The sequence below is a fragment of the Paenibacillus sp. FSL R7-0163 genome, assembly GCF_037969975.1.
GTDB lineage: Bacteria > Bacillota > Bacilli > Paenibacillales > Paenibacillaceae > Paenibacillus_AQ > Paenibacillus_AQ odorifer.
The window spans coordinates 1,977,575-1,991,190 of the sequence record NZ_CP150224.1 but is presented as its reverse complement, the minus strand read 5'-3'; the positions used below and the strand labels follow the sequence as shown (position 1 = coordinate 1,991,190).

The following is a 13,616-nucleotide window of genomic DNA, read 5'->3' as shown; positions in this document are numbered from 1 at the left end:
GGCTTTCCGTTAGGACCAGCCTATTATGAAATCACTATTGCACTATCGATTTGTGTAAATACATTATCTTTGATCGAGTTACCATCCATAGCAGTAACTACTGTGCGATTAGGAACGCTAACGATAAACGCCAAATCCTTCATTAATATCAAGGATTCTTTACTTCCTTTAGCAGCAGCTTTGTCCACAGCAGATGAAATTTGATCCAGCTGACCGCTACCAAGCTCTATCCCTCTTTGTTCTAGGCGCTTAGCAGCATGATTGCTGAATTTTAATAGTTTCTGTTGCAGCAAACTCTCAAAAGAAGCTTCCCCCGCCACAGACTGCTTAGGCAGCGAAGATCGTTGTAACGTTGTAGAATGCAGGGACGCAGGATACAGCTGGCCTATAGTAAGCCTGTCACTCATATGCTCGCCCCGCTTCCTCCGCTATTCTCCGGAGTATTACTATCTGTACCAGAACCGCTTTCTGGCGTTGCTGCGGCATTCTGAATTTGTGTAATATCGGTTAAAGCAATTCTGTCTTTTCCCACAACCGCATATTGAATACCATTGCTAACAACGATAGATTCAACATTACCTGTCTTAGGCAGCTTTGTGGCGGTGTCTGTCCAAGTAATATCTTTACCAATCAACCCGGATACAGATCCAAGGGACTGATTCATAGCATTAAGCTGAGTAGAGATATTCATCAATTGCTCCACGGATGTAAACTGGGCCATTTGCGCAATAAATTCTTTATCTTCCATCGGTTGCATCGGATCTTGATTTTGCAGCTGAGTAATCAAAATCTTCAAAAACTGATCCTTACCTAAAGTAGAATTACCCGTTGTCCGTGCACTAGAGTCGGGAGTTGTATAATTCCACTGATCTTTAGTAGAGACCGGAACTGTTGTCGCCATAACCACTCACCTCTCTTTCGTTTGTTATTAGAGTTAAGCCTTAGCAGAAAAAGATCCACCTTGGGACTGATCTTCTTGTCCCGCATTTGAAACCCAGTCCTTCCATTCACCATTCAGCTCTGCGGCAAGAACGGCATCACTGGCTTCCTCTCTGCTTTCTTTGGAACGTCTACCCTGCTGTCCACTTCCGGAATTAGGTTGGCGTCCTTCCTGCCCCCATTGCGAATTAAGTGGGGTATTATTTTGCGTAACTTCCAGCTTCTCCACTTGAAGACCCTGAGATTGCAATGCAGCGCGAAGCTGGTTCATTTGTTGCTCCAGCATATCTTTAGCACCGGTATGTTCAGTCATGAACTGGGCAACTAAATGACCATTTTGCATTGTGATCTTAACATCAACTTGTCCGAGATTTTCTGGAAAAAGGGATATAGTCGCTTCAGCGATCCCACCTTTTTGCACAATCTCTAATTTGCCTGTAATGAAACCTGTCATTTCTTGAGCAAATTGCTGAACCGGAACAGGCGCTGCTGGCACTTCAGCCTTCAGCGGTGCTGTAATTCCTCCGCGCAGAGATAACTGACCCGCAGTAACAACCTCATGATCCCCTTCGTTAGCTGTAATTCCTAGCGTGGAATCTAGAGTGGATTCTGTTGACTTCGTTTCCCCGGTTACACCTGTCTTGATTAACGGCGTGTTCGCAGTCTCTGCTTCAGCTTCTTGCACAGTTCCTGAGGTCACTGGCGAGCTGACAACCGTATCATTTTTCACTACAACAGCTTCTCCGGAACGATTGCTCACATTCTGAAGTGTTTTATCCGTTGGATTATTTTTGCTTTCAGTGATAGCGGGCTGTTCTACGGAAGAAACAGAAGCAGCATTCACATTGCTCGTCTTTCCCTTCCCTTTATTAGTGTTAGAGGAGGACTCTTCTAAAAGCGCTGTGAAATTATTCAATAAACTGATTCCCTTAGTTGCTACTTCCTCATTGCCACTCACTGCAGCTTCCTGAATCATAGAAACTAAACTTTGCAGGTCGTCTTGAACTGCAAATCTCAATGTATCAGCATTCTGTGCCAATGGGGACAAGCTTCCAGCCACTTCTGCTTCCGTTGTAGCAGTGCCATCCTCTGTGGCATGGCTTCCAGATAAAAGTGCAGATACCTGAAGAATCCAAGCCTGTAAGGCTACCAACAGAGCAGGATCACTACTGATACTTTCATCCAGCTTCTCAACATCAGCAGCAAGTTTTTCAAGGAGATCACCCTTCTGAGTGTCTTGCCCTGCTTGCTCTTCTCCAGTCGGCTGCACTTCCTTTAACAGGCCTTGCAGCAAAGAAGCTAGATTTGCCAATAGGGGTTCAGCTGGAGTCGACGAGGTGTTGGCATTGCCTCCCATGGTTTGTACCAGGGTTTGAGCAAATGGTGCAGCTGTCGTTGTTGTGCCCGTTGTAGTCGATGTACTCCCATTTACTGCAGTTGTGTTTGCACTCACAAGCGATTGAACGACTAAACTCATTTATTTTTCACCTCCTTTCCCTATCTATTTAGCACCCATCAGACGATTAACAATTTTCGCAGTTTGCGCGCTATCATTTTTAGTCATTTCTCCCAAAATAGATGAACGAACACTATCACTTACGGTATTCATAATCGTCACAACCTTATCAGGGCTAATCTTGTACATTTCTCCTAGTAACGATGCTGCATTAGCAGGAGTCATTGAACTGAAGGTCTGATTCAACTTTTCCTTATCCAAATTCGTACTGGTTGTCGCAGTTGCTGTTGTACCGGCGTCTTTCTTCAATCTAGATTGAAGAGCTGCAATCGCCATGTCACTCGAAGATGTAGTTTCTTTTAACTTTATCGTTACATCTGCAGCTTTTTGCGGATCCATTTTTTCCAAAATCGCAGTTTTACTCGCTTTACTCATGACACTGAAGATCTGCACCATTTCTTCTGTAGTTAAATTCTCCATGATCGGTGCAGCCTTTGAAGCTTTCATGCCCGCATACAGCTTAGCCAAATCAGAAACCTGTTTCTGATAAGGATCCTCAGCTTCTTCTGTGCTTGCCTCTGCGGTTTCAGCTTCCTTCTTCATTCCTTCAATCTGTGACTCTAGCGCCTGAACCTTGGTATCCTGGGCAGTTTTTTCATCTGTAACCTTCTTCAGGTTTTCTTCCTGCTGGGCGAGCTGAGCTTTAAGCTCCTTAATCGTTGTCGCTGAGCTCACTTCCTGCTTTTTGCTTTCTTCCTTCGGTTTAGAAGGATCTGCAGGCGGATCAGGAACCCATTTTTCCAGGATAGGAATTTTATTCGCAACTTCAAGTACATTATTACGAATGTCCATATTAAAAAGCGTCAACAGTACTCCAAGCAGTACTAGCGTGAATATAATCGGTATCATTAAGAATAAGAACCGCTCAAATTTCCCCGCTGACCCTTCATTTTCAAGTTCCATATCATTATCAATATTAGCCACTAGCGGAAACCTCCCGGGTTAGAGGGATTTCATCGCGAAGCGGACGGTTGCCATCTCATCCAGTTCGTTTTGTTCCCGTAAAATCATACTTTGCTGAAACAATGTCTCAGCCTTGTCTTTTGCCTTCAACCATACTTTTTCATCTAAAACCTTAGTGCTTAACTGATCTTGTTTCTTCTGGACTTCTTGATGTGCACGGCTAATGTCCGTATGCTTACGGGCAATGCATTTATCCAGATATTCCACATACTCCTGCATTTCACGAATCTTAACCATAGGTGTCTTTTGCTCTGCGGCATTTTGTAAGGATAGCATGATAGCACTCCGCTGAAAGATGAGTTCATCCAGGCTTCTTTCCTGTGCCTGCAATTCTCCAAGCGCGCTTGAGAGCATCCATTCTGCCTGTGTCTTCTCATTGCCCTTCAAGTCAACGACTTTTTGAAAAGTATAATGAAACCTCATAATACCGAATCAACTCCTTGAGAACTGTGAAATTAAAGACTGTTGAACTTCAGCCAGCGTAACTTTTTCATTCACCTTTTGTTTGGTGAAATCCCATATACTGTCGATAAATTCCATCGACTCGTCGATTTGAGCATTAGAGCCTCTCTGATAAGCTCCAATATTAATCAAATCCTCTGAATCCTTGTAAACGGCCATAAGGCGCTTCACATTCTCCGCTGCTGCAATCTGTTCTTCTGGAGCAATATCCTTCATTACTCGACTTATGCTGGAAAGAACATCTATTGCTGGAAAGTGTCCTTTGTTAGCAATGTTTCGATTGAGTACGATATGTCCGTCAAGTATTCCTCTGACTGCATCTGCGATTGGCTCGTTCATGTCATCACCATCAACTAGTACCGTGTAGAAGGCTGTTATAGAGCCTGTAGGACCTGTACCAGCACGTTCCAGCAGTTTGGGTAAGCTTGCAAACACCGAAGGTGTATATCCCCGCATGGCTGGCGGCTCTCCAACTGCAAGTCCAACTTCACGTTGGGCCATAGCATAACGGGTGACCGAATCCATCATCAGCATTACATTAAGGCCTCGATCGCGGAAATACTCGGCAATCGTTGTAGCGATAAGCGCACCTTTTATGCGAATCAATGCAGGTTGGTCTGAGGTAGCAACAATTACTACGGATCGCTGCAAGCCCTCTGGTCCCAAATCTCGTTCAATGAAATCCAATACTTCTCTGCCACGCTCACCAATCAGAGCAATAACATTTACGTCAGCTGATGTATTCCGGGCAATCATCCCCATCAAAGTACTCTTACCGACCCCCGAGCCAGCAAAAATACCGACCCGTTGTCCCTTGCCAATCGTTAGCAAACCGTCAATCGCTCTCACACCGATACTAATGGGCTCCTGCACCCGCGGTCTATTAAGTGGATTGGAAGGAATATTAAAGGTAGAGCTATGTGGCATTCGTGCTGGAATGAGAGAGCCATCAAGCGGCTGCCCCAGACCATCCAGTACTTTTCCTAATAATTCAGAACCTACTTGCACGCTAAGCGGCTTACCAGTGCCCACTACATCACAACCAGGTCCAATCGCCTGCAGTTCACCAAGTGGCATCAATAGTACCTTGTTATCACGGAAACCAACGACCTCAGCTTGCAGCGGTTTGTTTCCTTTAGAAGGGTAGATGTAGCATACATCACCTATACTTGCGTCAGGACCTTCCGATTCAACCATTAGACCGATTACCTGCGTCACTTTCCCATTGATCCTCACCGGATCGAGATTACGAAGTTGCTCCTTATAACGGTTGCTATTAAGCATCGTCTTCCCCATTTCTCTGCTCATCGGTGTCCAGCGCAATTCTTACCAGCTCTTTTTTGATCTCTGCGAGCTGAGTGTCGATTCGAGCATCTATGCTGCCAAAGGAAGAGCGGATAACACATCCTTGGTCTTTTACCGTTGAGTCGGGCAAGATTTGCAGTTCAGCCTGTGAATCAACAGCTAGTGATAATTCTTCCCGAGCAGCATTCACAAAAGCGAACTGCGCTGGGGATACACAAAGTGAGATCAAACCCTGTTCTCGCTTACGAGCCAGATTTTTGCGAATTAAGTCCATTGCGAATTGTGGCTCTACTGTTAATTGCTTGTCCACAATTTTTTCTGCAATATCACAGCTTAACTCTACTAAAAAAGGCTCCGCTTCCTGAATAATAACTTCTCTAGCTTTATAAGCCTCAGTCAAAACAGCACGCGCTTCTTCCATCATCTCTGCAATCTTATGCTTCATCTCTTCCTCAGCCTGAGAAACACCTTCCTCATAACCTTGCTGATGAGCTTCAGCTTTGATAGCTTCGATCAGATGTTCATCCTGCTCACGCCGTTGTTTCCACCACTCTTCAGCCTCCGCTTTCGAGGACTCTACAATCTGTTCCGCTTCAAGAGATGCATTCCGAACCTGCTCTTCAGCAAAATCCTGAGCGTCCTTAAGCATTTGCTTACGCGTCTCTTCTGCCTCTTCACGTGCGGGATCATGATAGTCAGTCTCGCTTAAAGTCTCCTCGGGAACGGGCTCCTCAGTTAGGCCCGCATATTGCCGGGCCTGTTCCAATCTTTTAAAGACATCAACCGGAACATACTGGGAGTGTTTGATCAGCTTAGACAATGATGTCATCTCCTCCGCCACGAGCGATGATAATTTCACCAGACTCTTCGAGTCTGCGGATCGTGCCTACAATACGAGTCTGTGCTTCTTCAACATCACGCAGCCGCACAGGACCCATGTATTCCATTTCTTCTCGGAACGTTTCTGCCATACGCTTGGACATATTTCTGAAAATAACATCCCGTACTTCTTCGCTGGCAACCTTGAGAGCAAGCTGTAGATCCGCATTATCAATATCACGGATAATGCGTTGGATCGAACGATTGTCCACATTGACAATATCTTCGAATACGAACATCCGTTTCTTGATCTCTTCGGCAAGTTCTGGATCTTGAATTTCGAGAGAATCCAGAATCGTACGTTCTGTCCCCCGGTCAACCCCATTCAAGATTTGTACAATCGATTCGATACCACCAGCATTTGTATAATCCTGAGTTACTGTAGCGGAAAGCTTCTGCTCCAGCACACGTTCAATTTGCGTAATTACCTCCGGAGAGGTGCTGTCCATAACAGCAATTCTTCTCGCCACCTCTGCCTGCTTCTCTTGAGGAAGCGAGGAGAGGATTGCGGCAGCTTGTTCAAATTGCAGATAAGACAATACAAGTGCAATAGTCTGTACATTTTCATTCTGGATAAAGTTGAGAATCTGATTAGGATCCGCTTTTCGTGCAAAATCGAAAGGTCTTACTTGCAATGTTGCAGTCAGACGATTAATGACCTCCATTGCTTTTGTTGACCCAAGCGCTTTCTCCAGAATTTCTTTAGCGTAGTTAATACCGCCTTGTGATATATATTCCTGGGCGAGGCATATCTGATGGAATTCAGACATGATCGACTCTTTTTCACTGCTGTCCACTTTGCGAACATTGGCAATTTCAAGAGTCAGCTGTTCAATTTCCTCGTCTCTTAAATGTTTGAAAATTTGCGCCGATACCTCGGGCCCTAGTGTGATAAGCAGGATCGCAGCTTTTTGACGGCCACTAAGTCCCTGCTGGCTAGCCTTTGCCATTAGTTCACCTCTGTTCGTCTGCAAGCCATGTACGCAGCAGATTTACGAATTCGTCTGGCTTCTTCTTGGCCAAACTTTCCAATTGCTTACGAACTTGACTTTCATTCGTCACGCTCTCCAAGTTAATAGAAGGAAATTCAGTAGGAACCTGCAATGGAATGTCTTCATCTTCCTCTTCCACAGTCTGTTTACGACTCCGGTAGATTAGATATCCTCCACCTGCTCCAACCAGCAATGCTGCTGCTCCGATAGCCCATATCATCCAAGAAGCGAGACCACCTTTAACGGTGTTGGCATCGGTGCCACCAAATTGTTGCGAGTAGACCGAAACCTTTTTGGTCAAATCAGCGTCTGTATATGTAGTACCTGAATCTGCAAGAGAAGCGCGAACAATATTCACCAAAATATTTTGAATTGCAGCTGATGTTGCATCATCTAAAGTTTTTTCTCCTGAAGGTGGTTCAACTGCAACATTTATGGTTAAGTCTTTAACAGTATACGGACTAGCAATAACATCTTTAGTAATTCGGTTAACTTCGTAGTTCCTCGTTTCAGAAGATTCCTCCGAGGTAGAAGTATCCGCACCCGCATCAGAAGGATAGCCCGTAACATCTTGAGAACCAGTGCCAGCCACTCCGCCAGTCGTGTTTCCTTGACCCGAATACGAATTACTAATTATCTGTGAACTGATCTCAATCCCCTTCATGTTCTCTGTATCCACAGGGGTAACAAGATCTTCCTTCCGGTTTTCCTTGTCAAAGTTCAACTTTGAGAACACAAGAACATCCACTTTATCAGGACCGGTAAGAGTGCTAAGGAATTGTTTCACATTTTTCTTTACTTCTTCTTCGAATTTTTTCTGAAGAGCGAAGTTTTCTTCAACTTGGTTTGTGACTCCAGCCTGTCCACCTTTAGCTGTTGGCATTAATTCAATTTCATTATTTGCAATGGTAATGTTGTCAATTGGCAAATTGGGCACAGCAGTTTTCACAAGATTGAAATACCCGTCAATATTGTCTTGAGTAGGTCTAAATCCTGGATCAAATGAAAGCACAACGGATGCAGATGCCTGCTCCTGATCAGCCTGTGAGGCAAAAACTGTCTCTTTAGGCAAATTAATCAGCACTTTTGCATCTTTAATCCCTTGCATGCGTCTCATTAACTGTTCAACTTCACCGTTTAATGCATTATTGTACTTCACGTTAAACTCGCTATCTGTTGTACCAATCATCGATGAGTTTTCATCAAAGACTTTATATCCGATAGAACCACCTTGAACAATCCCCTGAGAACCGATATCCACCTTGACCCGAGCTGCTTCTGTACTTGGTACAGAAATACTCTTTCCATCTTGACTTAATCGGTATGAAACACCTGCTGAATCTAAGGCTTTCATTACTCCAGCCGAATCCGTACTGTCCAAATCTTGAAATGCTACTTCATATTCTGTTTTTGAAAGCTGCATGGTCATAACTACGATTATTATTAGAATGATAAACAATGTTGAAAAGAATAAAATCTTCTGTTTACCACTAAATCTGTTCCAATACAAGAGAACCTTCTCCCGATATTGGGCAAATCTTTCATTCACAGTGTCACCCCATCCGAAACTAAGCTAGGATTTATTATATTTGAGTTCTCATAATTTCTTGATAGGCTTCAATCACTTTGTTCCGGACTTGTGTAGTCAACTGTAAACTCAGTAGAGCCTGTTGGGAAGAAATCATCACTTCGTCAATGTTCACTTCTCCCAATACAAATTTATTACTCATATCCTTAGCTTGTTGTTCCTGATCAGCCACTTTATTGAGCGCATCCTCAAGATAAGAGCCAAAGCTCTCCATCGAATTAGCAGGAGTGGATGAAACTTCGGAAGATGTCGGTTTCATAGCAAGCTGCTGTACAGCCTGAACCCCATTAGATATATTCTGTATCAACTGTTTCCCCCCCTTAAGTTAATTAACATTCATTTATCTACCAATTTCGAGTGCCTTGCTTACCATAGCCTTGGATGCATTAAGCATCGTGACATTGGCATCATAAGAACGAGATGCAGATAACATATCAACCATTTCTTTGGTAATGTCTACGTTTGGCATATAGACATATCCTTCAGCATCCGCATCAGGATGGCTCGGATTGTATACCGGTTTCAATGGTGAAGTGTCTTCTATGATCGACTGCACCTTAACCCCTTCATTGCTATTGTTCATTTTCGAATTTAGTATATTCGAGAATTTATTACTTTCGTTCGTTTCCAAAACCACCAACTTACGTCGGTAAGGAACAGCCTTGCCATCAACCACGGATGCTCTTGTAGTTTCAGCGTTGGCTACGTTGGAAGAAATTACATCCATCCGCAACCGTTGAGCCGTTAATGCAGATGCGCTGATCCCAAAACTACTACCAAAGTTCATACTCTCTTATCCTCCTTGAATTACGGCTCGCATCATCGAAATCTGGCTGTTAATCTGTTCAACATAAGAACTATACCTAAGCTGGTTCTCTGCGCTTAACGCCATTTCGCGATCTACATCCACATTATTGTCGTTATTGTTCATAGAGGTAGTTTCATCAGTATTTTCAACAGCAGCGGGAACAATTGTGTTGCTGCCAAATTGATAATGCCGGGTATCCGAAACTTTCGCTCTAAGTGTAGATTGGATTCCACTTTCCTGTTGTTGCAGGATACTTTCGAATGAAACATCAGAACGTTTGAAATTGGGCGTATCTTGATTAGCCACGTTATTTGCTAGAGCACTTTGTCGTTTATAGGCAGCATCAATGCCTCCCTGCAATCGTTGAAAACTGACACTATTCAGCAATCCCAAGACAATTCCTCCTTTCAAAGCTATCATAATGAAAAGAATTCCACAACTTCCATCAAAAAACCTGCTTGCTTTCGACAAATAAAGAAGAAAAATACTCAAAATTTACGGTATTCCGTCGAACGCTGTCGCAATGAACAACACTTAGCATTTTCACATACATTGATTTTCATTTAATTTGTATATTATTACAATAAGAAATAAGCCCTATCTTTTTAGAAAAGACAGGGCTTTTAGCACTTTATTACTATTTATTTACATTTTTAACTCATTATTTTCTTTTTAATTGCATGTTTTGACATATTTTTACGTTTCCACGACACCAATTTGTAATTTATCTAATCCGTTATGCCCAAATTCAAAATACATAGATTTTTTGTTTTTTTGTCGCTTTAAAGAATATACTGACTTAAATCACGATCCTGAGCTATACTTGCCAATTTCTCGCGCACATACTCTGGGGTAATAACCATTTTCTCCAAAGTCAGCTCAGGGGCTTCAAAAGAAAGATCCTCTAACAGCTTCTCCAAAATAGTATGAAGACGCCGTGCACCTATATTCTCCATATTTTGATTCACTGAAGCCGCTATTTTGGCGATCTCATGTATAGCATCCTTCTGGAATTCCACTTCTAAATTTTCTGTTTTAAGCAGATTCACATATTGTTTAGTTAAAGCATTCTCTGGTTCCGTCAAAATAGAAACGAAATCCTCTAACGTTAGACTGCTCAGCTCTACGCGAATCGGAAAACGGCCTTGAAGTTCTGGAATCAAATCTGAAGGCTTAGCAATATGGAAAGCTCCGGCAGCCATAAAGAGTACATAGTCCGTCTTCACAGGACCGTATTTCGTCATAATGGTTGAACCCTCTACAATCGGCAAAATATCCCGTTGCACGCCTTCACGCGACACATCCGGTCCAGACCCTTTTCCCTGACTTGCTACTTTATCGATTTCATCGATAAAAATAATGCCTGATTGTTCAGCCCGAGTCACGGATTCCTGGATCACATCATCCATATCAATCAGCTTAGCCGCCTCATCCTGAATGAGTACCTTGCGCGCTTCGCGAATAGGAAGCTTACGTTTCTTCGTCCGCTTAGGCAGCAAACTGCCGAACATCTCTTGCATATTCATACCCATTTGGTCGTTACCTTGACCTGCAAACATATCCATCATAGTTGGCGCTGTATCCTCAACATCAATTTCAATGATGTCATCTTCCAGCTGACCAGCTAACAGCTTAAATCTAACCCCACGGCGGCGTTCACTTAAACTTCCATCCTGCTCAGTGTCTTCTTTAGAGTCCTCTTGTGCAGAATTCCCTCCAAAAATCATCTCGAAAGGATTCTTTTGTGATTTATTTTTGGAAGAGGAAGGGACCAATATAGAAACGATCCGCTCATTAGCCAGTTCTTCCGCACGATCCTTAACCTTCTCCGTACGCTCAAGCTTGACCATACGAATAGAAGTCTCTACCAGATCACGAACCATAGATTCCACATCTCGACCTACATAACCGACCTCAGTGAATTTAGTAGCCTCCACTTTGATGAACGGTGCATTAACAAGCTTTGCTAGACGCCGGGCGATCTCTGTCTTACCCACACCTGTAGGTCCGATCATCAGGATGTTCTTAGGGACGACTTCATCACGCAGTTCCTCTGTTAGCAGACTGCGCCGATACCGATTACGGAGCGCAACAGCTACCGATTTCTTGGCTTGCTTCTGACCTACGATATATTTATCCAATTCGGCTACAATTTGACGGGGTGTAAGCGATTGATTCACCATCGTGAATTCCTCCTTGTCTCTATGGCACTGAGTCTATAATTGTTCAACAATAATGTTGGAATTAGTGTACACACAAATTTCAGATGCTACCTGAAGCGATTCTCTAGCAATATCCGCAGCGGAAAGATTGGGTGCATGACGTTTGAGTGCTCGACCTGAAGCCAGCGCAAAATTACCACCGGAACCAATCGCAAGAACGTCATCATCCGGTTCGATAATTTCACCATTTCCGGAGATCAGGAGCATTCCTTCCTTATCCATAACAATCATCAAAGCTTCAAGCTTCCGAAGAATACGATCTTGACGCCAGTCCTTCGCTAATTCAACTGCAGCCCGCTGCAGGTTCCCATGATGCTCCTCCAGCTTGCCCTCGAATTTTTCGAATAGGGTAATAGCATCCGCAACGGACCCCGCAAAACCTGCTATTACTTGTCCTCTGTACAGGCGACGGACTTTTCTGGCCGTCGTCTTCATAATAACACTCTCTCCGAATGTAACCTGTCCATCACCTGCTATAGCTGCCTGTCCGTTATGTCTTACAGCACAAATTGTAGTCGCATGAAAGCTGGGTACCATGATTGTAAGTTACCTCCTTAAGATGGGCTTTGTTCGATATCGACAACCTCCGGCTCCGAATAAGCGAGTCCTGTACGGTTGGCATACTCGGCAAGACTGTCCAGAGCGCGATGAGCTAACATTTCATTCTTTTCCTTCTTATTGCGGATCTTCTTCTCTACCTTCGGCAACAGACCAAAATTGGCATTCATAGGCTGAAAATGCTCTGGATCGGCTGAAGTAATATAAGCTGGCATGCTGCCTAGAACAGTATCCTGCGGGAAGATCAGTCCTTCCTGTCCGAGTGCTGCCCGTGCAGCATTAATACCAGCTATGAGCCCGGAAGCAGCTGATTCAACATAACCTTCTACACCTGTCATCTGTCCAGCAAAAAAGAGTCTTTCCTTGCCTTTCATCTGATAGGTAGGGTGCAGAAGTTTAGGAGAATTAATAAATGTATTTCTGTGCATCACACCATAACGAACATATTCAGCATTCTCAAGACCTGGGATCAGCGAGAATACACGCTTCTGCTCGCCCCATTTCAAATGGGTCTGAAAACCAACAAGATTGTAAAGTGTGCCGGCAGCGTTATCCTGACGGAGTTGCACAACCGCGTAAGGAAGTTTACCTGTATGCGGATTGATAAGTCCTACTGGCTTCATTGGGCCAAATAACGCTGTTTGCTTACCGCGTTTCATCATGATTTCAATAGGCATACAGCCTTCAAAGTATATCTCTTTCTCAAAATCCTTGAGAGCTGCTGTTTCAGCAGAAATCAACGCATCATAAAACACGTCGAACTCCTCTTCTGTCATCGGACAGTTCAGATAAGCCGCTTCTCCCTTATCATAACGGGAAGCCAAATACACCTTGTTCATATCAATGGTGTCTTTCTCAACAATCGGTGCTGCTGCATCATAGAAGTAGAAATACTCTTCACCCAGCAGCCCTTTTATTTCAGCAGATAATGCCGGTGAAGTTAGAGGGCCCGTTGCAATAACAACAATCCCTTCCTCCGGTATATGCGTAAGTTCTTCATTTATGACTTCAACGAGCGGATGATTATGCAAAGTATGGGTGATCTCACCTGAGAATCCGTCACGATCTACGGCGAGTGCTCCTCCTGCGGGTACCGCGTGTCGGTCAGCAGCACCTAATACAAGAGAGTTCAAACGCCGCATTTCTTCCTTCAATACACCTACAGCATTTCCTAGTCCATTCGCACGCAAGGAGTTGCTGCATACCAGTTCAGCAAATTGATTCGTGTGATGGGCTGGTGTCTTTACTACGGGTCTCATCTCATATAATCTTACCGGTACTCCTAGTGATGCTATTTGCCAAGCGGCTTCGCTTCCTGCGAGACCCGCTCCAATTACTGTTACTTTTGCTGTATCTGACACTGTCTTTTTTCCTCCCATAGAGA

15 protein-coding genes are annotated in these 13,616 nt (G+C 43.9%); all 15 read right to left on the bottom strand.

From position 1 onward, the window contains the following. Positions 1–23: 23 nt before the first annotated feature. Entirely contained in the window at positions 24–407 is a 384-nt protein-coding gene (locus NST45_RS08845; protein ID WP_036688541.1) for a TIGR02530 family flagellar biosynthesis protein, read from the bottom strand. Further along, positions 404–901, bottom strand: coding sequence for a flagellar hook capping FlgD N-terminal domain-containing protein (locus NST45_RS08840; protein ID WP_036688543.1), 498 nt, complete (start codon positions 899–901; stop codon positions 404–406). Before NST45_RS08840 ends, NST45_RS08845 begins: the two co-directional genes overlap by 4 nt. Positions 902–934: 33 nt before the next feature. Further along, positions 935–2,416, bottom strand: a complete 1,482-nt coding sequence (locus NST45_RS08835) for a flagellar hook-length control protein FliK (protein ID WP_076141000.1) — start codon at positions 2,414–2,416, stop codon at positions 935–937. A gap of 24 nt (positions 2,417–2,440) precedes the next feature. Next, positions 2,441–3,358 (bottom strand): kinesin, encoded by a 918-nt coding sequence (locus tag NST45_RS08830; RefSeq protein ID WP_036689098.1) that lies wholly within the window; start codon positions 3,356–3,358, stop codon positions 2,441–2,443. A 39-nt stretch (positions 3,359–3,397) separates the two neighbouring features. Beyond that, complete coding sequence (gene fliJ, locus NST45_RS08825; RefSeq protein ID WP_038571963.1) at positions 3,398–3,841, bottom strand: flagellar export protein FliJ; 444 nt, start codon at positions 3,839–3,841, stop codon at positions 3,398–3,400. A 9-nt stretch (positions 3,842–3,850) separates the two neighbouring features. Next, positions 3,851–5,176: a flagellar protein export ATPase FliI gene (gene fliI / locus NST45_RS08820; RefSeq protein WP_235219563.1), complete on the bottom strand. Its 1,326-nt coding sequence runs from the start codon at positions 5,174–5,176 to the stop codon at positions 3,851–3,853. Beyond that, positions 5,157–6,005: a FliH/SctL family protein gene (locus NST45_RS08815; RefSeq protein ID WP_036688548.1), complete on the bottom strand. Its 849-nt coding sequence runs from the start codon at positions 6,003–6,005 to the stop codon at positions 5,157–5,159. The genes fliI and NST45_RS08815 overlap by 20 nt, the downstream gene beginning before the upstream one ends. After that, entirely contained in the window at positions 5,998–7,014 is a 1,017-nt protein-coding gene (gene fliG, locus NST45_RS08810) for a flagellar motor switch protein FliG (RefSeq protein ID WP_038571969.1), read from the bottom strand. The genes NST45_RS08815 and fliG overlap by 8 nt, the downstream gene beginning before the upstream one ends. A 4-nt stretch (positions 7,015–7,018) precedes the next feature. Further along, on the bottom strand, positions 7,019–8,605 hold the full coding sequence (gene fliF, locus NST45_RS08805; RefSeq protein WP_076106359.1) for a flagellar basal-body MS-ring/collar protein FliF: 1,587 nt from the start codon (positions 8,603–8,605) through the stop codon (positions 7,019–7,021). A gap of 34 nt (positions 8,606–8,639) precedes the next feature. After that, on the bottom strand, positions 8,640–8,951 hold the full coding sequence (gene fliE, locus NST45_RS08800) for a flagellar hook-basal body complex protein FliE (protein WP_036688553.1): 312 nt from the start codon (positions 8,949–8,951) through the stop codon (positions 8,640–8,642). Positions 8,952–8,984: 33 nt separating this feature from the next. Further along, positions 8,985–9,431, bottom strand: coding sequence for a flagellar basal body rod protein FlgC (flgC, locus tag NST45_RS08795; RefSeq protein WP_036688555.1), 447 nt, complete (start codon positions 9,429–9,431; stop codon positions 8,985–8,987). A 6-nt stretch (positions 9,432–9,437) separates the two neighbouring features. Further along, entirely contained in the window at positions 9,438–9,845 is a 408-nt protein-coding gene (flgB, locus tag NST45_RS08790) for a flagellar basal body rod protein FlgB (protein WP_038571975.1), read from the bottom strand. 389 nt (positions 9,846–10,234) lie between these two features. Further along, a complete protein-coding gene (gene hslU, locus NST45_RS08785) occupies positions 10,235–11,635 on the bottom strand; it encodes an ATP-dependent protease ATPase subunit HslU (RefSeq protein WP_076141002.1) in 1,401 nt (466 codons plus the stop codon). 33 nt (positions 11,636–11,668) lie between these two features. Next, on the bottom strand, positions 11,669–12,211 hold the full coding sequence (gene hslV, locus NST45_RS08780) for an ATP-dependent protease subunit HslV (protein ID WP_036688562.1): 543 nt from the start codon (positions 12,209–12,211) through the stop codon (positions 11,669–11,671). Positions 12,212–12,228: 17 nt separating this feature from the next. Next, entirely contained in the window at positions 12,229–13,611 is a 1,383-nt protein-coding gene (gene trmFO, locus NST45_RS08775) for an FADH(2)-oxidizing methylenetetrahydrofolate--tRNA-(uracil(54)-C(5))-methyltransferase TrmFO (RefSeq protein WP_076141003.1), read from the bottom strand. Positions 13,612–13,616 lie beyond the last annotated feature (5 nt).